Consider the following 21,659-nt stretch of genomic DNA (forward strand, 5'->3'; position numbering starts at 1 on the left):
TAAGTGACTTAGTTTTTGGCTTTTTTAGCAGCGCGGGTGCGCTCGCCTTCGTCCAGGATCTTCTTACGAAGACGGATGGACTTAGGCGTCACTTCACACAGCTCGTCGTCCTGGATGAATTCCAGAGCCTGTTCCAGAGTGAAGCGAACAGGTGGAACCAGAGCGATGGTTTCGTCTTTACCCGAAGCACGCATGTTGTCGAGCTTCTTGCCCTTGGTAGGGTTAACGCCCATGTCGGTGTCACGGCTGTTCAGACCAACGATCTGACCGTTGTAGATCTCTTGACCGTGCTCAACGAACAGCTTGCCACGCGCCTGGAGGGTTTCCAGGGAGTAGGTCAGCGCCTTGCCCGTTTCAACCGATACCAGAACACCGTTCTGACGGCCGGACATGTGGCCCGACTTCATGGTGTCGTAGCGATCGAAGATCGAGGTCAGGATGCCAGCACCGTTGGTCAGGGTCAGGAACTGGTTACGGAAACCGATCAGACCACGAGCAGGGATGTTGTATTCCAGACGCACACGGCCTTTGCCATCCGGCACCATGTTGGTCAGGTCGCCTTTACGCAGACCCATCTCTTCCATCACCTTGCCCTGAGATTCTTCAGGCAGGTCGATGGTGACGTTTTCGAACGGCTCGTGCTTAACGCCGTCAACCAGGCGGATGATCACTTCTGGACGACCAACGCCCATTTCGAAGCCTTCACGACGCATGGTTTCGATCAGTACGGACAAGTGCAGCTCGCCACGGCCCGATACTTTGAATTTGTCAGCCGAGTCGCCTTCTTCAACGCGCAGTGCAACGTTGTACAGCAGCTCTTTGTCCAGACGTTCCTTGATGTTACGGGACGTCACGAACTTGCCTTCTTTACCGCAGAAAGGCGAGTCGTTTACCTGGAAGGTCATGGAAACGGTTGGCTCGTCAACGGTCAACGGCTTCATCGCTTCAACGTTCAGCGGATCACACAGGGTGTCGGAGATGAACAGCGAATCCATACCGCTGATGCACACGATGTCGCCTGCCGAAGCTTCTTCAACGTCTACACGGTGCAGACCGTGGTGACCCATCAGCTTCAGGATACGACCGTTGCGGCGCTTGCCGTCAGCGTCGATGGCAACAACCGGGGTGTTCGGCTTGACGCGACCACGAGCGATACGGCCAACGCCGATAATGCCCAGGAAGCTGTTGTAGTCCAGTGCCGAGATTTGCATCTGGAACGGACCATCACGGTCAACTTGTGGTGCTGGTACGTTGTCGACAATCGACTGGTACAGCGGGGTCATGTCTTCAGCCATGTCGGTGTGGTCAAGACCAGCAATACCGTTCAGGGCAGAGGCGTAAACCACTTTGAAGTCCAGCTGTTCTTCGGTAGCACCCAGGTTGTCGAACAGGTCGAAGATCTGATCCAGAACCCAGTCCGGACGCGCGCCTGGACGGTCAACCTTGTTGATTACCACGATTGGACGCAGGCCGGCTTCGAACGCCTTTTTGGTCACGAAACGGGTTTGCGGCATAGGGCCGTCTTGAGCGTCAACCAGCAGCAGAACGGAGTCAACCATCGACATTACGCGTTCTACTTCACCGCCGAAGTCGGCGTGGCCCGGGGTGTCCACGATGTTGATGTGGTAGCCGTTCCAGTTGATCGCGGTGTTCTTGGCAAGAATGGTAATGCCGCGCTCTTTTTCCTGGTCGTTGGAGTCCATCACGCGCTCGTCGTTGAGCTCGTTGCGCTCCAGAGTGCCGGATTGACGCAAGAGTTTGTCTACCAGGGTGGTTTTACCGTGGTCAACGTGAGCAATGATGGCGATGTTACGTAGATTTTCGATCACTTGTGTATCTCGATCAGAGGATTCGGTGTGCTGACTGAGTCCAGGCAGCGATTAACAGTAGAGTCCGTGCAAACCATTACAGCTTGACGGCGGCGTCGGGGGGCCGGTGACGCAGGCCACAGGCATACAGCCCCGGGCTCTTAGCTCGGTCGATAAACGCGCACATTGGCATGTCCCTCACTGAGCAAATGGTGAGCATGCAGGCGACTCATCACGCCTTTGTCGCAATACAACAGGTACTGACGGGTATCATCCAGTTCCTTGAAGCGGCTGTTCAAAGCATAGAACGGCAACGCTTGTACTTCGATGCCAGCCAGTTCCAGCGGTCGATCTTCCTGGTCATCCGGGTGACGGATGTCGATGACGATCTGGCCCGCCAGCACGTCGCTGACTTCTTCGACTTGCAAGTCCTGGCCCAATTCATCGATTACCCGATCAATCGGCACCAGTTTGGCCCGCTCAAGCGCACGCTCAAGCACGGCCATATCAAACTGTTGTTCTTCATACTCCACGCGGTTGCGCTTGGCGTGGGTCTTGGGGTTGACCGAAATCACCCCGCAATATTCAGGCATATGCTTGGCAAAATCGGCCGTACCGATTTCAACCGCCTGATCAATGATGTCTTGCTTGTGGCTGACGATCAGCGGACGCAACACCAATTTGTCTGTAGCCGAGTCGATCAGCGACAAGTTGGGCAGTGTCTGGCTCGAAACCTGAGAAATCGCTTCTCCGGTGACCAACACCTCGATGTCGAGTCGCTCAGCAATACGGGTCGCAGCGCGCAACATCATACGCTTCAAAATGACGCCCATATGACTGTTATCGACTTTGCCGAGAATTTCGCCCAAAACTTCTTCGAACGGAACACTGACAAACAGCACGCGCTGCGAGCTGCCGTACTTCTTCCATATATAGTGCGCGACTTCCATCACGCCCAATTCATGGGCGCGCCCGCCCAGATTGAAGAAGCAGAAGTGGCTCATCAAGCCGCGACGCATGACCTGGTAAGCCGCCACGGTAGAGTCGAAACCACCGGACATCAGCACCAGGGTCTGTTCAAGCGCACCCAACGGGAAGCCGCCAATACTGTCGTGCTGGCTGTGAATCACAAACAACCGTTGGTCGCGAATTTCGATTCGAACTTCGATTTCCGGGTTTTTCAGCGAAATTCCGGCCGCACCGCACTCGCGACGCAGCTTGCTGCCCACGTATTTCTCGATTTCCATCGAGGTAAATGGGTGCTTGCCAGCGCGTTTGCAACGCACCGAAAAAACCTTGCCGGCCAGCGACTCGCCAAAGTGCAATTTGCACTTTTCTACCACGTCGTCGAAGTCGCCCAACGGGTACTCATCCACCTGAAGAAAATGCGCAATACCTGGCATGCAGCTCAGGCGCGCAGTCATTTCTTTCAAGGCTTTGGGGTCGCTCACGCGCGTTTGCAGCTCGATGTTGTCCCACACACCGGTCACCACCACAGCCGGGTCCAGTTCGCGGAGCACAGCACGGATATTTTTGGCCAATTGACGGACAAAACGCATCCGAACCGGACGGCTCTTGATAGTGATTTCGGGGAAGACTTTAACGATTAGTTTCATGAAAACAGCGCGCGAGCAGCCTGCCAAAAAAGGGGGGCGCGGATTATAGCGGAAATTGCTCAAGGTTTAACCAGTTATCGTACAAACGGTTTTGCACGCACCAAAATAGAGCAAAACCACGGTTTTTCGCTTCATTTGAGTGCGATAACGGGCGCTAATCGGTAGGCTGCACCGCTTACCGGCTTGAGTTTGGCGCATTACACCCAACTCGGGGCACTGGCATGCAATTTGCTCCCTTGTGAGGCAGGTTGCCTTGGCAGAGTATTCGCGCCGGCATCAAGCACATTACTAAGGGCGCACCACTACTACCCGCCCGAAGCCACCCCGGAGGACATATGTCGAAGTCGGTTCAACTCATCAAAGATCATGACGTCAAGTGGATTGATCTGCGCTTCACGGACACCAAAGGTACTCAACACCACGTGACCATGCCGGCTCGTGATGCGCTGGATGAAAACTTCTTCACCGACGGCAAAATGTTCGACGGCTCCTCCATTGCGGGCTGGAAAGGTATCGAAGCGTCCGACATGATCCTGCTGCCAGACGACAGCACGGCCGTTCTGGACCCGTTCACCGAACAGCCAACGCTGATCCTGGTGTGCGACATCATCGAGCCTTCAACCATGCAAGGCTATGACCGCGACCCGCGCGCTATCGCCAACCGTGCCGAGGAATACCTGAAGTCCACCGGTATCGGTGACACCGTGTTCGTGGGCCCGGAGCCTGAGTTCTTCATCTTCGACGAAGTGAAGTTCAAGTCCGACATTTCCGGTTCCATGTTCAAGATCTACTCCGAACAAGGTTCGTGGATGTCCGACCAGGACGTAGAAGGCGGCAACCGTGGCCACCGTCCAGGCATCAAAGGCGGCTACTTCCCGGTGCCACCGTTCGACCATGACCACGAAATCCGTACCTCCATGTGCAACGCCATGGAAGAAATGGGACTGGTTATCGAAGTTCACCACCACGAAGTGGCAACCGCAGGCCAGAACGAAATCGGCGTGCAGTTCAACACCCTGGTGAAGAAGGCTGACGAAGTTCAGACCCTCAAATATTGCGTACACAACGTGGCTGACGCCTACGGCCGTACCGCGACCTTCATGCCCAAGCCTCTGTACGGCGACAACGGCTCGGGTATGCACGTACACATGTCCATCTCCAAAGATGGCAAAAACACCTTCGCTGGCGAAGGCTATGCCGGCCTGTCCGACACCGCCCTGTACTTCATCGGCGGCATCATCAAGCACGGTAAAGCACTGAACGGCTTCACCAACCCGGCCACCAACTCCTACAAGCGTCTGGTGCCAGGTTTCGAAGCGCCGGTCATGCTGGCCTACTCGGCCCGCAACCGCTCTGCCTCGATCCGCATCCCTTACGTGTCCAGCCCTAAAGCTCGCCGTATCGAAGCGCGTTTCCCGGACCCGGCTGCCAACCCGTACCTGTGCTTCGCAGCACTGATGATGGCTGGCCTGGACGGCATCCAGAACAAGATCCACCCGGGCGACGCTGCTGACAAAAACTTGTACGACCTGCCGCCTGAAGAGGCCAAAGAGATCCCGCAAGTGTGTGGCAGCCTCAAAGAAGCCCTGGAAGAGCTGGACAAAGGTCGTGCGTTCCTGACCAAAGGCGGCGTTTTCAGCGACGATTTCATCGACGCCTACATCGCTCTGAAAAGCGAAGAAGAAATCAAAGTGCGCACCTTCGTGCACCCTCTGGAGTACGAGCTGTACTACAGCTGCTGATCCCGTCACACCGGTGATTGCCGCGTGATGTAAAAAAACCTCCTTCGGGAGGTTTTTTTATGCCCGCGGTCTTACGCACATCCCATCCTTTACTCGCACGCCATATTGCTTCGACTGACAGCCATTGCATGCCTCCCTGCGTAGTTTGAGCGCCTCACACGCGCTCAATCACCTCAGGACTCGCCCATGCTGCCAGCACGCCTTATCAAGCCCTTATTCTTCGCCACCCTCTGTACGAGCCTGCTGGGCTGTACACATGGCCCCCAGGAAGTCCAGACCGAACAACTGCTCAAAACCAGCCATTCCTGGGATGGCACAGCCTATGAGACCTACCCCGGTTCAACCCCGGAACTCACGGTCCTTAAAATAACCATTCCCGCCAACACCACGCTCAAGTGGCATACCCACCCCATGCCCAACGTGGCGTATGTGCTCAGCGGCGAGTTAATGGTTGAAACCCGCAGCGGTCATCAAACCCGGCTTAAACCCGGAGAAGTACTGCCCGAACTGGTGAATATTCCACACCGTGGTACGAGCGGTAACAGCCCCGTGGAACTGATTGTTTTCTATGCAGGCGCTCCCGGCTTACCGCTCTCGAAACCCGACTGATCTCACCCTCCGCGCCCATCCGCCCCTGCTGATGTCAAAACGTGAAAAACACGTCACTGGCCATCAGCGGGATGTGGCCGTTGCCGTCACAGATGGGCAAGCCGCCTCGGCCGTATAGTGATCAACATCAAGCCAACGACCTTCTGCCCCATGAACATGCAGCCGAGACTGAAACCTTTCACTTGATTTGCACTATATTGGTGCAATAGAAACATCACCGCCCACCTCGCCAGCCCAATTTGGTTCAAAACGACTCACTCCGTGAGCATCTACACCCTGTTGATGAGCTGTAACGTCTTATTTCAGGCGATTAGCGCTTCTTTTCAGAGCCTTGGTTTGGTTTTTGCATTTTCCTTGTCTCAGCGTGTAACCCACGCACGTAATCCGGGATCGGCCCATGACCATCAGTGATGCCTTGCACCGACTGCTACTCGACAATCTGACCACCGCAACCCTGTTGCTCAATGCCGACTTGCGCCTTGAGTACATGAACCCGGCGGCAGAGATGCTATTGGCCATCAGCGGTCAACGCAGCCACGGGCAATTCATCAGCGAATTGTTTACCGAGTCCACTGAAGCCCTGCATTCATTACGTCAAGCCGTTGAGCAAGCGCACCCTTTCACCAAGCGTGAAGCCATGCTGACCTCGCTCACGGGCCAAACCTTGACCGTGGATTACGCCGTGACACCGATCTTGAGTGCCGGCACGACCTTGCTGCTGCTCGAAGTGCACCCCCGCGATCGCCTGCTGCGCATCACTAAAGAAGAAGCCCAGCTGTCCAAGCAAGAGACCAGCAAAATGCTGGTGCGCGGCCTGGCTCACGAAATCAAGAACCCCTTGGGCGGCATTCGTGGCGCGGCCCAACTCTTGGCCCGTCAACTGCCCGACGAAGGCTTGCGCGACTACACCAACGTCATCATCGAAGAGGCTGACCGCCTGCGTAACCTGGTAGACCGCATGCTGGGTTCCAACAAACTGCCTTCGCTGGCCATGACCAACGTGCATGAAGTGCTGGAGCGCGTGTGCAACCTGGTCGAAGCCGAGACCCAGGGCGGCATCACCCTGGTGCGCGATTACGACCCCAGCCTGCCCGACCTGCTGATCGACCGCGAACAGATGATTCAGGCCGTGCTCAATATCGTGCGCAATGCGATGCAGGCCATTGGCAGCCAAAACGAACTGCGGCTGGGGCGCATCAGCCTGCGCACGCGGGCCATGCGTCAGTTCACCATTGGCCACATCCGCCATCGCCTGGTGACCAAAATCGAAATCATCGACAACGGGCCGGGCATCCCGGCCGAGCTGCAAGACACCCTCTTCTTCCCCATGGTCAGCGGCCGCCCCGACGGTACCGGGCTGGGCCTGGCCATCACCCAGAACATCATCAGTCAGCACCAGGGGTTGATCGAGTGTGAAAGCCACCCTGGCCACACACTCTTTTCGATCTTTCTGCCACTGGAACAAGGAGCCGCATCGACATGAGCCGAAGTGAAACCGTGTGGATCGTCGACGACGACCGTTCAATCCGCTGGGTCCTGGAAAAAGCCTTGCAGCAGGAAGGCATGACCACACAAAGCTTCGACAGCGCCGATGGGGTGATGAGTCGCCTGGCTCGCCAGCAACCCGACGTGATCATTTCCGACATCCGCATGCCCGGTGCCAGCGGCCTGGACTTGCTGGCCAAGATCCGCGAACAACACCCGCGCTTGCCGGTAATCATCATGACGGCGCACTCCGACCTGGACAGCGCCGTGGCGTCCTATCAGGGCGGCGCATTTGAATACCTGCCCAAGCCATTTGACGTTGATGAAGCCGTGTCGCTGGTCAAGCGCGCCAACCAGCACGCCCAAGAGCAACAAGGCTTGGCCGTGGCGCCCACGCTGGCACGCACCCCGGAGATCATTGGCGAAGCCCCGGCGATGCAAGAAGTGTTTCGCGCCATTGGCCGCTTGAGCCATTCCAACATCACCGTACTGATCAACGGCGAGTCGGGCACCGGTAAAGAGCTGGTTGCCCATGCGCTGCATCGCCACAGCCCGCGTGCTGCCTCGCCGTTTATTGCGTTGAATATGGCGGCCATTCCTAAAGACCTGATGGAGTCCGAGCTGTTCGGCCACGAGAAAGGCGCGTTTACCGGCGCTGCCAACTTACGCCGCGGGCGCTTTGAACAGGCTGATGGCGGGACCTTGTTTCTGGATGAAATCGGCGACATGCCTGCCGACACACAAACCCGATTGCTGCGGGTTCTGGCTGATGGCGAGTTCTATCGCGTGGGCGGGCACATTCCGGTCAAAGTCGACGTGCGCATCATTGCGGCCACGCATCAGAATCTCGAAACACTGGTGCAGGCAGGCAAGTTTCGTGAAGACTTGTTTCACCGCCTGAACGTGATCCGCATCCATATACCGCGCCTGTCGGATCGGCGTGAAGACATCCCGACACTGGCCCGCCACTTTCTCAGCAGCGCGGCGCAAGAGCTGTCGGTGGAGCCAAAACTGCTGAAGGCCGAGACCGAGCAATATCTGAAAAACCTGCCGTGGCCGGGCAACGTGCGCCAACTCGAAAACACCTGCCGCTGGATCACCGTGATGGCATCCGGGCGTGAAGTGCATATCAGCGATTTGCCGCCCGAATTGCTCAACCTCCAGCAAGACGCTTCCCCCGTGACCAACTGGGAACACGCGCTGCGTCAGTGGGCCGATCAAGCGTTAGCCCGTGGTCAATCCAACCTGCTGGACAGTGCGGTGCCAACATTTGAACGCATCATGATCGAGACCGCCCTCAAACACACCGCGGGCCGCCGTCGCGATGCCGCCGTGCTGCTGGGCTGGGGCCGCAACACCCTGACCCGCAAGATCAAAGAACTGGGCATGAAGATCGACGGCGACGAGGAGGATGCTGACGAAGCTTAAGGCAGATCAAAAGCCCTCACCCCAGCCCTTTTCCTGCGGGAGAGGGCATTTTTGAGCAAGGCTGCACCATTAACGCGCACAGCTCTGGCTCAAGGGTTGCAGCCGCAGCCGCGCCTTAAACCTGCCCTACAGACAAAAAGCCCCGGAATCCGGGGCTTTGCATTTGCATAAGACATTTTCGACAAAAAAATCTAAAACTGGCACGCGCCCTGCAATAACCCTGATAACGCTTTAGGGGACCCTGGTACAGGCAGGCCAGGACTCCCCACTTTTACACCCGCAGCCTTGATGCCCCGCGCATCAACGCGCAGCCGTTTTGGAGAACCCGGTACAGGCAGGCCGGCATTCCCTCTTTTATTACTCGCGCAGGTTTACCTGCAACCGCCAGCGGCCATCCTGTGGCGCTCCGGCCCAGTCGCCTTGCAGGGCACGGGCCGCCACCAACGTCAGCAGCAACCCACCATCGGTGCGCTGCACCCGCCAATTCACATCTTTGCCATTGAGCTTGAACTGGCCGTTCTGCGCCTTACCCTGCGCATCGAACAGCAAGCCGACTGTGCCATCGACCATTTCACCGTGCAGTTTGGGCTCATCGCTGAACCACACCACCAACGCCCCCGGCAAGACCTCAACCTGCTGCAACTGCACAGGCTCAGGCGTCGTCAGCCGGCCGATCATCATCCCGACCATAAACCCCACAATCGCCAAAGAACCTAAAACACGCGGCCATAGTTTAGGTCGCGGGTCCTCTTCGGGAGTAGAATCCTCGCCATCTTTAAGTTCGGAGCCGTGCATGTTTCACGTCATCCTTTTTCAACCAGAAATTCCGCCGAATACCGGCAACATTATCAGGCTGTGCGCCAACAGCGGCTGCCACCTGCATTTGATTGAACCCATCGGCTTTGAACTCGACGACAAGCGCTTGCGCCGCGCCGGGCTCGATTACCACGAGTATGCGCCACTCAAGCGTCACGCCGACCTGGCCAGTTGCCTTGAACACCTGGGGCATCCGCGCTTGTTTGCCTTTACCACCAAAGGTTCGAAGCCATTCCATGACGCGCAGTTTGCCGAAGGTGATGCTTTTATCTTCGGCCCTGAGAGCCGTGGCTTGCCGCCCCAGGTGCTGGATGCGCTGGACGGCGAACACCGCCTGCGCTTGCCGATGCGCGAAGGCTGCCGCAGCCTGAACCTGTCCAACACCGTGGCTGTCGCCGTGTACGAAGCCTGGCGCCAGTTAGGCTTCAAGTAAGCACACAGCTCCAAAGCCCAATAAAAAAGCGCCTTACGGCGCTTTTTCAATCCAGCAGCGGCTGTTTATTGAACAGTCGGCGTGCCTTCTTCTTGCATGCGTTGCAGCTCTTGCGCGTACAGGGCATCGAAGTTCACCGGGGACAGCATCAGCGCCGGGAACGAGCCACGGGTGACCAGGCTGTCCAGGGTTTCGCGTGCGTACGGGAACAGGATGTTGGGGCAGAACGCGCCCAGCGTGTGGTTCATCGAACCCGCATCCAGGTTTTTGATCAGGAAGATGCCAGCCTGCTGCACTTCAGCGATGAACGCCACTTCGTCAGCATTCTTGACCGTGACCGACAAGGTCAGGACCACTTCGTGGAAATCACCTTCGAGCGGCTTCTGACGCGTGTTCAAGTCCAGAGCCACGGTCGGCTCCCACTGCTGACGGAAGATTGCCGGGCTTTTCGGCGCTTCGAACGACAGGTCACGCACATAGATACGCTGCAACGAGAATTGTGGAGAAGTATCGTCTTCAGTCGCAGCGGTATTCTGTTGGTCAGTCATCACAGATCCTTGTTGATCTTGGGGCTTATAGAGAATGAGAGTCAGACGTTCAGCAGCGCATCCAATTTACCGGCGCGCTCCAAAGCAAACAGGTCATCGCATCCACCAACATGCTGGTCGCCGATCCAGATTTGCGGCACCGAGGTGCGACCCGCTTTCTGGGCCATCTCGGCACGCGCCTGAGGCTTGCCGTCGACTTTGATTTCTTCAAAGGCAACGCCCTTCTTCTCAAGCAAAGCCTTGGCCCGCATGCAGTAAGGGCAATAATCGCTGGAGTAAACGATGACCTTGGACATAGTTACTTCACCACAGGCAGGTTATCGGCGCGCCAGCTGGCGATACCACCGGACAGCTTGGCGGCGTTGTAGCCAGCCTTGAGCAGTTCACGGGCGTGGGAGCCAGAATGCTGGCCCTGGGCATCGACCAGAATGATGGTTTTGCCCTTGTGCTTGTCCAGCTCGGCAATGCGCGCCATCAGCTTGTCTTGCGGGATGTTCAATGCACCCACGATGTGGCCGGCGGCAAAATCCTTGGCCGGGCGAATATCAATCACCACACCTTCGTCGCGGTTAACCAGACCGGTCAACTCGCCGGTGCTGATGCTACGTCCGCCACGGCTCATTTCGTGGGCAATCAACAACGCCAGCAGGATGACAAACGCGCCCACCAACAGGTAGTGAGAAGTGGCAAATGCAATCAGGTGATCAACCATCAGAAGGTTCCAGGGTCGTAAAATGTGGGCCAGTATACACAGCCGCCTTGGTCGGCCAAACCCCGCCCGGCGGTGACGCCACATGAACTTCGCTTTAAACTGCCCGTCTTCTGCATACCTCCTTTTTAAACCAGCCACGAGTGGGATCTATGACTACCACGCCTAAACCTTTGGTCCTGATCATCCTGGATGGCTTCGGTCACAGTGAAAGCCACGACTACAACGCCGTTTATTCAGCCAAGAAACCGGTGCTCGATCGCCTTTGTGCAAGCATGCCCAATGGCCTGATCTCAGGTTCGGGCATGGATGTCGGCCTGCCGGACGGGCAAATGGGCAACTCCGAAGTCGGCCACATGAACCTGGGCGCTGGCCGCGTGGTGTATCAAGACTTCACCCGTGTCACCAAGTCGATCCGCGACGGCGAGTTTTTCGAAAACCCGACCCTTTGCGCCGCCGTCGACAAAGCCGTCGCCAATGGCAAGGCCGTGCATATTCTGGGCCTGCTGTCTGAGGGTGGCGTTCACAGCCATCAAGACCACCTCGTGGCAATGGCCGAGCTGGCGTACAAGCGTGGCGCCGAAAAAATCTACCTGCACGCCTTCCTCGATGGCCGCGACACTCCGCCTAAAAGCGCCGCGTCCTCTATAGAGCTATTGGACGAAGCCTTCAAAGACCTCGGCAAAGGCCGCATCGCCAGCCTGATCGGTCGCTATTTCGCCATGGACCGCGACAACCGTTGGGACCGTGTCGAGCAAGCCTACAACCTGATCGTCGACGGCAAAGGCGAGTTCAACGCCGCCACCGCGCAAGAAGGTCTTGAAGCCGCTTATGCCCGTGGCGAAAGCGACGAGTTTGTCAAAGCCACCACCCTGGGCGAGCCGGTCAAGGTCGAAGACGGTGACGCGGTGGTGTTCATGAACTTCCGCGCCGACCGCGCCCGCGAGCTGAGCCGCGTGTTCGTCGAGGACGACTTCAAAGAATTCCCGCGCGCGCGCCAGCCAAAACTGGCCGGTTTCGTGATGCTGACTCAATACGCCGCCAGCATCCCGGCGCCCAGCGCGTTTGCGCCGGGCAGCCTGGAAAACGTGCTGGGCGATTACCTGGCCAAAAACGGTAAAACCCAACTGCGGATTGCCGAAACCGAGAAATACGCGCACGTCACTTTCTTCTTTTCCGGTGGGCGCGAAGAACCGTTCCCCGGCGAAGAACGCATTCTGATCCCGTCGCCTAAAGTCGCCACCTACGACTTGCAGCCAGAAATGAGCGCGCCCGAAGTCACCGACAAAATTGTCGATGCCATCGAACATCAACGTTATGACGTGATCGTGGTCAACTACGCCAACGGCGACATGGTCGGCCACAGCGGCGTGTTTGATGCAGCGGTCAAAGCGGTTGAGTGCCTGGACGCCTGCGTGGGCCGTATCGTTGAAGCGCTGGAAAAAGTCGGCGGCGAAGCCCTGATCACAGCCGACCATGGCAACGTCGAACAGATGGAAGACGAGTCCACCGGCCAGGCGCACACCGCTCACACCTGCGAGCCGGTGCCGTTTATTTATGTCGGCAAGCGCAAGTTCAAGGTTCGCGACGGCGGTGTACTGGCCGACGTGGCCCCCACCATGCTCAAACTGCTGGGTATGGAAAAACCAGCAGAAATGACCGGCACCTCTATTTTGGTGGACTAATGTAAACCTTGTGATCGCTGCCACTGGCGACGAAAAAGGCTGCCCGCCCGCCACGTCATCGCGTGGGTTTGAGAAGACGGGCAGCTGCGCTGCCCTTCGCAGCCTGCGCCAGCGACTATTTCATCTCACGGATTTCTCATACTCAACGAGGGCGGGCATACTAGGCCGTCCCATTCCCCAGGTGTCGCCCGCCCCATGCTCCGCGCCCTTATAGCCCTGACTCTCACGTGCCTGCTGCAACCGGCCTTTGCCGATGAGCGCGCGCAAACCCAACAACAGCTCGACGCCACGCGCCAGGATATCGGCGAGCTGAAAAAGCTCCTCGGCAAACTCCAGGCAGAAAAGTCCGGCGTGCAAAAAGACCTGCGCGGCACCGAGACCGAAATCGGCAAGCTGGAAAAACAGGTGGAGGAACTGCAAAAAGAACTAAAAAAGAGTGAAGGCGAGCTGCTGCGCCTTGATAGTGAGAAAAAAAAACTCAACAGCGCAAAAGTTGAACAGCAACGCCTGATCGCCATTCAGGCCCGTGCCGCGTATCAGGGCGGTCGTCAGGAATACCTGAAAATGCTGCTCAACCAACAAAACCCAGAAAAGTTCGCCCGCACCCTCACCTATTACGACTACCTGAGCCAGGCCCGCCTGGAGCAGCTCAAGGGGTTCAATGAAACCCTGCGCCAACTGGCCAACGTCGAAGCGGATATCAACCTGCAACAGGCCCAGTTGCTGACGCAAAAAAGCAGCCTGGACAGCCAGCGCGCCGAACTCGACAAAGTGAAGGCTGAACGTCAGCAAGTGCTGGCCAAGCTCAGTACCGACGTCAAAGACCGCGACCAAAAATTGCAGGCCCGCGAGCAGGATCAGGCCGATCTGGCTAAAGTCCTCAAGACCATTGAAGAAACACTGGCACGCCAGGCTCGCGAAGCCGAAGCCGCGCGCCAAAAAGCCCTGCTCGCTCAACAAGAAGCCGAGCGCAAACGCCAACGCGAGGCTGAATCGGTTGTGACCGACGCCCCGCGTAAACCCGTCAAATCCACACCCGGCGCATTGGTTTCAAGCGCCGGCGTTTCATACGGCGGGCCTTTTTCTCAGGCGCGGGGAAAACTTCCTTGGCCAGTTGATGGTCGACTGCTTGCACGCTTTGGTGAAACCCGCGGCGATGATGCCCGTACCAAGTGGGATGGGGTCATGATCAGTGCCGGCGCAGGCACCCAAGTGCACGCTGTACACGGCGGTCGCGTGGTGTTTGCCGACTGGCTGCGCGGCGCTGGCCAACTGGTGATTCTGGACCACGGCAACGGCTACCTGAGCTTGTATGGCCACAACCAGACACTGCTCAAGTCTGCCGGCGACATTGTTAAAGCCGGGGAAGTGATTTCCACCGTGGGCAACAGCGGTGGCCAAGCCACTGCGGCGCTGTATTTTGCTATTCGTCAGCAGGGCCGCCCCAGCGACCCTGCACAATGGTGCCGTGCTCAAGGATGAGCCCATCACCTTTAATACGTAGGAGTTCGTTCAACATGCCGCATTTGTCCCGCCTCAACTCGCTGGCCCTGACGATCGCCCTGGTGATTGCCGCGCCTTTGGCACTGGCCGCCGGGCAAGCCGCCCAGCCAGTCGCCGCAGCCAGCGCCAAGGCCCCGCTGCCACTGGATGAGCTGCGCACCTTCGCCGAGGTCATGGACCGAATCAAGGCGGCGTATGTTGAACCGGTCGACGACAAAACCCTGCTGGAGAACGCCATCAAAGGCATGCTCAGCAACCTCGACCCGCACTCCGCGTATCTGGGCCCTGAAGACTTCGCCGAGCTGCAAGAAAGCACCAGCGGCGAATTTGGCGGGCTGGGGATCGAAGTCGGCACCGAAGACGGCAATATCAAGATTGTCTCGCCGATCGACGACACGCCTGCCAGCAAAGCCGGCATCCAGGCCGGCGACTTTATCGTCAAGATCAATGGCCAGCCCACACGCGGCCTGACCATGACCGAAGCCGTGGACAAAATGCGTGGCAAAGTCGGGCAAAAAATCACGCTTACGTTGGTGCGCAATGGCGGCACACCGTTTGATGTGACCCTGACCCGCGCCAATATTCAGGTCAAAAGCGTTAAGTCTCAGCTGCTCGAAGACGGCTACGGTTATATCCGCATCACCCAGTTCCAGGTCAAGACCGGCGAAGAAGTCGCCTCAGCCCTGTCCAAGTTGCGCCGAGAAAACGGTAACAAGAAGCTCAAGGGCATCATCCTCGACCTGCGCAACAACCCCGGCGGCGTGCTGCAATCGGCCGTTGAAGTGGTCGACCACTTCATCACCAAAGGGCTGATCGTTTACACCAAAGGCCGGATCGCCAATTCCGAATTGCGTTTCTCGGCCACCGGTAAAGACCTTAGCGAGAACGTACCGCTGGTGGTGTTGATCAACGGTGGCAGCGCCTCGGCCTCAGAAATTGTCGCCGGTGCCTTGCAAGACCAAAAACGCGGCGTGGTGATGGGCACCACCAGTTTCGGTAAGGGTTCGGTACAAACCGTACTGCCACTGAACAATGACCGCGCCCTGAAAATCACCACCGCGCTGTACTTCACGCCCAACGGGCGCTCGATTCAGGCGCAGGGTATCGTGCCGGACATCGAAGTCAGCCGCGCCAAAATCACCCGCGAGCAAGACACCGAGTACTTCAAAGAGGCCGACCTGCAAGGTCACTTGGGCAATGGCAATGGCGGTGCCGACAAGCCAACGGGTTCCAGCCCTAAAGCCAAGCCAATGCCACAGGATGACGACTTCCAGTTGAGCCAGGCCCTGAGCCTGCTCAAGGGCCTGAGCATTACGCGCGGCAATTGAGATGCGTTTTTCGCTGTTCATCAGCCTGCTTTGCTGCCTGACCGGTGCCGCCCACGCGGCGCCGGCCAGCCCTCCAGCCGCCCCGCACAAGGCTTATTTGAGCCTGATCATTGATGACCTGGGGCAAAACCTGCCACGCGACCGCCGTGTGCTGGGCTTGCCCGGCCCGGTCACTGCGGCCGTGATGCCCGACACCCCGCACGCGGCCCAATTTGCCCGTGAAGCGTACAAAGCCGGGAAAATCGTAATCCTGCACATGCCTATGGACCCGGCGACGGGGCCGTTTGCCTGGCACCCCGACTTACCCGTCGATGAACTCGAAAAGCGCCTCAATGCGGCCTTCAAGGCCGTGCCTTATACCAGTGGCATCAACAACCACATGGGCAGCCGCATGACCTCCCAGCCGCAAGCGATGGCCTGGCTGATGGGCGACTTGCAGCGCCGTCACAAATTCTTCGTCGACAGCCGTACCAGCGCACAAACGGTGGCGGCGGCCCAGGCACAAAAAATTGGTTTGGCCAGCGTCTCGCGGGATGTGTTTCTGGACGACGTACGCACCGAGCAAGCCATCACCACACAACTTGAAACCGCCATCAAACTGGCCAGGAAACAAGGCTCGGCGGTCATGATTGGCCACCCCTACCCGCAAACCCTGGCCGTGCTGGAACGTGAACTGCCCAAGCTCAAAGCCCAAGGCATTGACTGGATCGACATTCGGCAAATGATCGGCGTGCGCAGCAACAAAGCGATGGCCGGGCATGGTGAAAATGGCGTGTATCGCCAGCCATAAGCACCGCACATACCCTGTAGGCGTTGCCAAGGCACGCAAGCTGCAACCGCTCGTAAACCCATCGCTGCGCTACCGGCTTTTTCGAGCGTTACAGGTACTGGGCAACGATCTTTTCGACCACACCTTCAGCGCGCAGCTCATTCAGCGCTTTTTGCAGCTTGGCCACTACCGCATCCGGCACGTCTTTATTCAACGCCAGATACAACTCAGCCTGATTGAAACGCAGCACCGTCTTGAACCCTGAAATCCCGACCTGACGCGCTAAAAAACGCCCCGCCGGATCGCCTGTGGCCCAGAGGTCAATCTGCCCGGCTTGCAGTTTTTTCGCGTTGTCCTGATCGCGCAACACGATCACCGGGCTCAGGCCTTTTTGCTCCAGTGACAATGCAATGACATCGCCTTTGTAGGCGCCGATGCGGTATTGGCTGGCTTGCTCCAGAGACGTGACAGTGATCGGGCTGTCACCGCGTGCCAGCAGCACCCAGTCATCTGGCCCAATGGGGCCGACCCATTTGAACAGGGCTTCGCGCTCTGGCACGCGCGCCGTTACAAATACCCCATAGCCGGGGTTTTCAAGGGCGAGGTGATAAATGCGCTCCCATGGAAAGCGCAAGGTCATGCTGTAGGAAATACCGGCCCGTTTGAAGGTTTCGCGCAGTACATCGACGGCGATGCCTTCGATGTTTTCGTCTTGCGCAAAGTTTTTGCCATTTTTCGCCATGTTGTAGGGCGGAAAATTCTCTGTCAGCAAGACCATCGAATAAGCCGAGCTTTCGGCGGCTGAGGCCGCATTCGCCAACAGCAGTGAAAGGCCGGCGAAGACTGGCAAAAGACGTTTGAACATACGAGCTACCTAAATCCATGGCGTGCCCAAGAGTGCCGCGAGCACGCCATGCTGTCCAGTCGCCTTTAGACTGACTCCGTTCTACGTGCTGCCAGCGTGCATCCGTGGCTAACCCTATTTAACTAACTCAACGCGTCGCATTGACCTGATTTAATGCCGCGACTGATTTTGAAGGAAAGAAACAACGACTTACTCGCAGGTCAACCTTATGTTTATTACCGTCCACCATTTTTTATTGATTACGTTAAGTACGCCCTATTCATACACCACGGCCCATGCCTCTGAGTCCCCTTACACCGGAAGACGGCCCCGTACAACTTTCCACACACGTCGACATTCTGGAAAGGCGCGATGAATGAAAACAATCATGAATTAAGCGCAAAAAAGTGTGATGACTCGACCCCACTTGATGTAGCGAACGTCAGGCAGCGAACGTCAGGCAGCGAGGGCATCAAAAAACGCAGAGCAATTCAGACCATTCAAGTGATAGGCCACTCCCTAAGAACTCGTTGGATGGGCTATAGGCCGCCGCCAGTCAAAGCCATAGCAATAAGGGCAGCTCTACTGAAGACAGCGCGGCACACCAAAATTCGTAAACTCATAGACGGACATAGAACAGGGATTCTTACTCTGGAACAACCACCAATAACTTCGCCACTCAACTGTGAAATTCACAAAAATATGAGACCGGAGTTCCTCAATGATCACGTCACTCACACCCCCTGCTTCCCATCATCCTTACCCAACAATATCGCCTGAAAAAAAAGTCGAAAAGCCCCTGAGTCCCGCACTTAACACCGCAAATAATCCACACGCTGAGCCCCCGTCCAACGAAACACACCAGGCACCTCCTTTCGGCTCTGAACCCTTGCCCCGAGTCAGGCGTAGTCCGAACCCTGAGACAGATCGAGAATTACCCTCTACATCACCCTCCTCCCCCGGGCAACGGACTCAGAATGGAAACACCTCTGAGGTGAGAAAAATTTTCAATTGGATGTCTCTCATCCCGGATGACTATGACTTCTCTGCGGACATAACTAAAAGCGTCATTAAAAATGCACTCGTACAGGCACATCAAAACATCATCGAAAAAACAAATATCTATGCCCAAGCAAAAGTAACAAATAACGTTGCCGAACTTTCTAAAAGCCCGGCTTACTGGAAAAGAGTCACCTCAACGAGCGACAGCCTGCGAGATACGCGCATTACCCTGCCCGCCGACTCTCCCCTGCAACTCAATGGCGAGCCCATGGCTGGAAAGCAAATTAGCCTGGAGCAATGTATTCTCGCCAACGACTGGATCCTGCCTCAAAACGTCGCTGATATTCAAAACCTCGCAAACGCCTTATCCCACCCCCCGCTTCAATCTGCTCCCTACGGTAACTTCGGTGGGGGACTGTCCTGGTCTGCGCCCCCTTTGAGCCAAGAGATGAAAAAAAACATCCTGGCCTCGGTGAGAAACAACGCCATAGAGCTCGAGGAGTTTGAATATCTGCGCCGCAGTAAAGATGCATTGGGTTATCTGACCCAGTCACGGCAATGGTCGCCCGAAGAGTTGCGCGACCCACGTGCATTTCTTACCAACCTCCTCAACACGCCTGAAGCCTATGCATTGGGTCAAGCCCTGCAAACCCAATTCAAAGGCGCACCCTCAGCGACCAGCATTAACGATTGGGCCATGACCGCCATTGCCATAGGTATCGACGCAAAGAGCATCCTCGACCCGGACAACAACACCAACAAGGTCGCAGGCTTTGATCTTTCAAGCCCCGACCTCGGGGGTAAACCTCTGCGCGAGGTGGTCAAGGCACTCACTGAACACTTGGCGAATTCTGAAAAGCGCGCTGCTGACTTTGCGCCTGTCAGAGCCTTTGCGTTATTAGCCCGTCATGCGCCGGAACTGCTGGTAAAAGAGATCCCGGATAGCGTGACCTACGGCTCACCCAGCTGGATCAGCCTGAAGGCTGCCGTTGCCCGAATAGAGGCGCAAGCGCCTGGCCAGGCGTTGAGCATGAATTACGAAAAAATCATGCAATACGCCAGCATCTCGCCCATTACAGCGGCCGAAAAACAGGTCGAACAACAGGCCTCTCTACAGGCCATGATGTATTGGGCAATCAACGATGGCATCCTCAAGAAAAACGACAACAACCGCTACACCGATGCACAAGTTGAGCACGTACGAGGAAAAGCCAAAGAGCGATTCATTGCCTTAGAAAAAGCGTCTTCGGCTAAAGACACTGAGTTGCTTACACGGGAAGACCTGGCCGATAAGATACTAAAAGAAAAGTTTGGAGACGGTATTGACTTCAAGAAAAAATGCCTCACACCCATTGACCAGTGGAACCACCTAAAAGGCCCTTACTCGATCATTGATCTTGTTATTTCAGGTGAACTTGCCCGTGGTATTTATCAATCATTCGACCCCGCAATCCCTGTCGACACGATTGCATTGCGTCGCCATGAAATCCCCGATATTCAAGAGGCTTTCAAACAATCCTTCTCAAATTATTATGAGGGCAAAAAAAATTCCACCGCCATCTCCGTTCGACACCTTATATCCCAACTGCCTCTGAAAGATCGTGAGCGCCTGGAGTTTGGGGCCATTAAAGTCTATGAACAACACAATGCCACCAGTTCGATCAGTGGCCTCAGGCTAAACGGTTTTGATGATACAACACCTGGGCGACATGGCGTTCAACGGAGCATAGACGAACATCACCGTGGCTTAATTATAGAAACCCAGTACAACGGCAAAACCTACCACTACGAAATCAACCCCCCACAAGGTTTTATTCGCCCCATCACAAACTTTAAGTCGGGGGTTCAGGGTGAGTGGACAAAACTGCCGCCCAAGGACAACAACCGCTTTTCAAACTATACGACGTACTCAAATAAGGTGATAAATGAAGTTCACGGCAAAAGCGACGCAGAACGCCGCCAGCGTGAGTCCACCCCAAAAACCGACGCGCCCCTGCAGTCGTTCAACAGCAGCCGAACGCAATACATTGCCCAGCTCATGTCGAATAAGTTCTTCCCGAATGACAGCCAGAATTTATTCGAACAAACCCAAGGCCTCACTACCTTGGACGCCGAAGTTACTGACTTTGAAAAAATCCAGAACTTCACACGCATCCTCGTCCCCTTCGCATCGGCCATTCACAACTTTTCAAAAGGTAATACTCGGGACGGGTATGAGAATCTGGTGCAAGACATCTTTGGATTTTTATTCGTGGGCGCCAAAGCCGCAGGCGGAATAGCCAAAGTGGCAGGCCACGCTGGCAGCTTGGCCAGCAAATTTAAAAAAGGGGCGAATATCCTGAGCCGGGCCGTGGCCAGTGGAGCCAACCCATTTTCCGGCGGGAAAGCGCTATTTTCCGGCGCAGTAAAACTGTTGAATACGGGAGTATCCCTGGCCAATCAAGGTTTCCAATTCCTTCGTCGTGGAGCCAATAGTGCGGACCTTCTTTCGACGATTAAAAGACCCGACGTTATCCAGGGAAGCATTAAAACTGCCAACAATGCCGACCCCTTAAAAGTGCTCGCAAAGCGCGATGACTCAGGCGTCTTGTATGCCTACGACCCAAAAACCGAAAAGCTCTTTGGGCCACCGCTGAAAAACTTCCAGCCCAACAACACTTCCACCCTATTGCAAACGAGCGCACGAAAACTGCCTGAGCCGCCACCTGTAAAGCCTGCCCTCCCGGCACAAACATCACAGCCCATTGATATTTTCATGGGGAACTCGCAGACCCTTAACCAGGGCAACGAATCAATACTGACTACTCGCAGTCTGACCGATTGCTCGGCCATCGCGGTTCTGACGGACTGGGATGGCAAAGTTTATCGCACACGCACACTGATGCACTTGAGCGGTAGCAACGTGGAGCACGGATTAATAGGTGAAGATGCCTCAAAACTGCTGAGCACATTAGAAGACTCTTTGGAGCGTGGAGGAAAAGTCATTATGGTGGCCGGCGTAGACTCCCACTTCACTGTCGGAATGGGGATTATCATTGGGCAAACGACGAATAACCAACGGCCACTGATGAGCTTGTTAAAAGATCGAGAAGGTGTCTCCGTCACCGTAGCCAGCTCACTGGGCGTGACTGTTTATCCCGATGGAACATTCAAGCTGATAGAGGATACGGGTAAAGGGGTATTTACCAAGAAGATGCTCGAGCCTGTGTATGACTTCATAGACTAAGCCCCTCAAACTACGCACGAATTTCTCTGTAGGCGATGTCGAGCACCCACGAGGCACAACATCGCCGACCGCTGATTGTTATCCCCCTCAGCGCAGCACTGTCAGCAC

The 21,659-nt window shown here is 56.3% G+C and carries 17 protein-coding genes; 10 read left to right on the plus strand and 7 right to left on the minus strand.

Annotated features, from left to right (window positions below; all coding sequences use genetic code 11):
* Positions 1 to 8: 8 nt before the first annotated feature.
* On the minus strand, positions 9 to 1,829 hold the full coding sequence (gene typA, locus ACP7A4_RS14885; protein ID WP_048364608.1) for a translational GTPase TypA: 1,821 nt from the start codon (positions 1,827 to 1,829) through the stop codon (positions 9 to 11).
* A 140-nt stretch (positions 1,830 to 1,969) separates the two neighbouring features.
* Positions 1,970 to 3,424, minus strand: a complete 1,455-nt coding sequence (thiI, locus tag ACP7A4_RS14890; protein WP_426247624.1) for a tRNA uracil 4-sulfurtransferase ThiI — start codon at positions 3,422 to 3,424, stop codon at positions 1,970 to 1,972.
* A gap of 335 nt (positions 3,425 to 3,759) precedes the next feature.
* Between thiI and glnA the strand changes: the two genes are divergently transcribed.
* The 4 genes from glnA to ntrC all read left to right on the plus strand — a co-directional run bounded on the left by glnA (position 3,760) and on the right by ntrC (position 8,688).
* Entirely contained in the window at positions 3,760 to 5,166 is a 1,407-nt protein-coding gene (gene glnA, locus ACP7A4_RS14895) for a glutamate--ammonia ligase (RefSeq protein WP_048364610.1), read from the plus strand.
* A 186-nt stretch (positions 5,167 to 5,352) separates the two neighbouring features.
* Positions 5,353 to 5,775, plus strand: coding sequence for a cupin domain-containing protein (locus ACP7A4_RS14900; RefSeq protein ID WP_203303134.1), 423 nt, complete (start codon positions 5,353 to 5,355; stop codon positions 5,773 to 5,775).
* Between the two features lie 397 nt (positions 5,776 to 6,172).
* Positions 6,173 to 7,258, plus strand: a complete 1,086-nt coding sequence (glnL, locus tag ACP7A4_RS14905) for a nitrogen regulation protein NR(II) (protein ID WP_059761729.1) — start codon at positions 6,173 to 6,175, stop codon at positions 7,256 to 7,258.
* Complete coding sequence (gene ntrC / locus ACP7A4_RS14910) at positions 7,255 to 8,688, plus strand: nitrogen regulation protein NR(I) (RefSeq protein WP_059761730.1); 1,434 nt, start codon at positions 7,255 to 7,257, stop codon at positions 8,686 to 8,688. The genes glnL and ntrC overlap by 4 nt, the downstream gene beginning before the upstream one ends.
* Before the next feature lie 357 nt (positions 8,689 to 9,045).
* On the opposite strand, the gene ACP7A4_RS14915 is transcribed toward ntrC, so the two are convergent.
* Positions 9,046 to 9,483: a hypothetical protein gene (locus ACP7A4_RS14915; protein ID WP_203307399.1), complete on the minus strand. Its 438-nt coding sequence runs from the start codon at positions 9,481 to 9,483 to the stop codon at positions 9,046 to 9,048.
* Here ACP7A4_RS14915 and trmL point away from each other — a divergent pair.
* Positions 9,482 to 9,937, plus strand: a complete 456-nt coding sequence (gene trmL / locus ACP7A4_RS14920; RefSeq protein WP_059761732.1) for a tRNA (uridine(34)/cytosine(34)/5-carboxymethylaminomethyluridine(34)-2'-O)-methyltransferase TrmL — start codon at positions 9,482 to 9,484, stop codon at positions 9,935 to 9,937. The two genes, ACP7A4_RS14915 and trmL, sit on opposite strands and share 2 nt — an antisense overlap.
* 65 nt (positions 9,938 to 10,002) lie before the next feature.
* Here trmL and secB read toward each other — a convergent pair whose 3' ends face one another.
* From secB to ACP7A4_RS14935, 3 genes are read right to left on the minus strand one after another with little or no spacing between them, the layout of a single operon-like run.
* On the minus strand, positions 10,003 to 10,485 hold the full coding sequence (gene secB, locus ACP7A4_RS14925) for a protein-export chaperone SecB (protein ID WP_048364616.1): 483 nt from the start codon (positions 10,483 to 10,485) through the stop codon (positions 10,003 to 10,005).
* Between the two features lie 41 nt (positions 10,486 to 10,526).
* The gene (gene grxC, locus ACP7A4_RS14930) at positions 10,527 to 10,781 is read right to left on the minus strand and encodes a glutaredoxin 3 (RefSeq protein WP_048364617.1); all 255 of its coding nucleotides are present in this window, start codon (positions 10,779 to 10,781) and stop codon (positions 10,527 to 10,529) included.
* Between the two features lie 2 nt (positions 10,782 to 10,783).
* Positions 10,784 to 11,197 (minus strand): rhodanese-like domain-containing protein, encoded by a 414-nt coding sequence (locus tag ACP7A4_RS14935; RefSeq protein ID WP_048364618.1) that lies wholly within the window; start codon positions 11,195 to 11,197, stop codon positions 10,784 to 10,786.
* Positions 11,198 to 11,346: 149 nt separating this feature from the next.
* On the opposite strand from ACP7A4_RS14935, the gene gpmI reads away from it, so the two are divergent.
* From gpmI to ACP7A4_RS14955, 4 genes are all read left to right on the plus strand, one after another.
* Entirely contained in the window at positions 11,347 to 12,879 is a 1,533-nt protein-coding gene (gene gpmI / locus ACP7A4_RS14940) for a 2,3-bisphosphoglycerate-independent phosphoglycerate mutase (protein WP_203303135.1), read from the plus strand.
* 195 nt (positions 12,880 to 13,074) lie between these two features.
* Positions 13,075 to 14,361 (plus strand): murein hydrolase activator EnvC family protein, encoded by a 1,287-nt coding sequence (locus ACP7A4_RS14945; RefSeq protein ID WP_059761734.1) that lies wholly within the window; start codon positions 13,075 to 13,077, stop codon positions 14,359 to 14,361.
* Between the two features lie 35 nt (positions 14,362 to 14,396).
* Positions 14,397 to 15,710 (plus strand): S41 family peptidase, encoded by a 1,314-nt coding sequence (locus tag ACP7A4_RS14950; RefSeq protein WP_059761735.1) that lies wholly within the window; start codon positions 14,397 to 14,399, stop codon positions 15,708 to 15,710.
* A gap of 1 nt (position 15,711) precedes the next feature.
* Positions 15,712 to 16,500 (plus strand): divergent polysaccharide deacetylase family protein, encoded by a 789-nt coding sequence (locus ACP7A4_RS14955; protein ID WP_426247630.1) that lies wholly within the window; start codon positions 15,712 to 15,714, stop codon positions 16,498 to 16,500.
* Between the two features lie 88 nt (positions 16,501 to 16,588).
* On the opposite strand, the gene ACP7A4_RS14960 is transcribed toward ACP7A4_RS14955, so the two are convergent.
* Positions 16,589 to 17,344: a substrate-binding periplasmic protein gene (locus tag ACP7A4_RS14960; protein ID WP_203303138.1), complete on the minus strand. Its 756-nt coding sequence runs from the start codon at positions 17,342 to 17,344 to the stop codon at positions 16,589 to 16,591.
* Positions 17,345 to 18,317: 973 nt separating this feature from the next.
* Between ACP7A4_RS14960 and ACP7A4_RS14965 the strand changes: the two genes are divergently transcribed.
* Positions 18,318 to 21,551 (plus strand): hypothetical protein, encoded by a 3,234-nt coding sequence (locus ACP7A4_RS14965; protein ID WP_426247632.1) that lies wholly within the window; start codon positions 18,318 to 18,320, stop codon positions 21,549 to 21,551.
* Positions 21,552 to 21,659 lie beyond the last annotated feature (108 nt).

This window comes from Pseudomonas sp. TWR3-1-1 (assembly GCF_049896545.1).
GTDB classification, from domain to species: domain Bacteria; phylum Pseudomonadota; class Gammaproteobacteria; order Pseudomonadales; family Pseudomonadaceae; genus Aquipseudomonas; species Aquipseudomonas weihenstephanensis.

Excerpts from the sequence above, each read along its gene's own strand:
- thiI (WP_426247624.1), bottom strand. The coding sequence starts at position 3,424 with ATGAAACTAATCGTTAAAGTCTTCCCCGAAATCACTATCAAGAGCCGT.
- glnA (WP_048364610.1), top strand. The coding sequence starts at position 3,760 with ATGTCGAAGTCGGTTCAACTCATCAAAGATCATGACGTCAAGTGGATT.
- ACP7A4_RS14900 (WP_203303134.1), top strand. The coding sequence starts at position 5,353 with ATGCTGCCAGCACGCCTTATCAAGCCCTTATTCTTCGCCACCCTCTGT.
- glnL (WP_059761729.1), top strand. The coding sequence starts at position 6,173 with ATGACCATCAGTGATGCCTTGCACCGACTGCTACTCGACAATCTGACC.
- ntrC (WP_059761730.1), top strand. The coding sequence starts at position 7,255 with ATGAGCCGAAGTGAAACCGTGTGGATCGTCGACGACGACCGTTCAATC.
- trmL (WP_059761732.1), top strand. The coding sequence starts at position 9,482 with ATGTTTCACGTCATCCTTTTTCAACCAGAAATTCCGCCGAATACCGGC.
- ACP7A4_RS14915 (WP_203307399.1), bottom strand. The coding sequence starts at position 9,483 with ATGCACGGCTCCGAACTTAAAGATGGCGAGGATTCTACTCCCGAAGAG.
- secB (WP_048364616.1), bottom strand. The coding sequence starts at position 10,485 with ATGACTGACCAACAGAATACCGCTGCGACTGAAGACGATACTTCTCCA.
- grxC (WP_048364617.1), bottom strand. The coding sequence starts at position 10,781 with ATGTCCAAGGTCATCGTTTACTCCAGCGATTATTGCCCTTACTGCATG.
- ACP7A4_RS14935 (WP_048364618.1), bottom strand. The coding sequence starts at position 11,197 with ATGGTTGATCACCTGATTGCATTTGCCACTTCTCACTACCTGTTGGTG.
- gpmI (WP_203303135.1), top strand. The coding sequence starts at position 11,347 with ATGACTACCACGCCTAAACCTTTGGTCCTGATCATCCTGGATGGCTTC.
- ACP7A4_RS14945 (WP_059761734.1), top strand. The coding sequence starts at position 13,075 with ATGCTCCGCGCCCTTATAGCCCTGACTCTCACGTGCCTGCTGCAACCG.
- ACP7A4_RS14950 (WP_059761735.1), top strand. The coding sequence starts at position 14,397 with ATGCCGCATTTGTCCCGCCTCAACTCGCTGGCCCTGACGATCGCCCTG.
- ACP7A4_RS14955 (WP_426247630.1), top strand. The coding sequence starts at position 15,712 with ATGCGTTTTTCGCTGTTCATCAGCCTGCTTTGCTGCCTGACCGGTGCC.
- ACP7A4_RS14960 (WP_203303138.1), bottom strand. The coding sequence starts at position 17,344 with ATGTTCAAACGTCTTTTGCCAGTCTTCGCCGGCCTTTCACTGCTGTTG.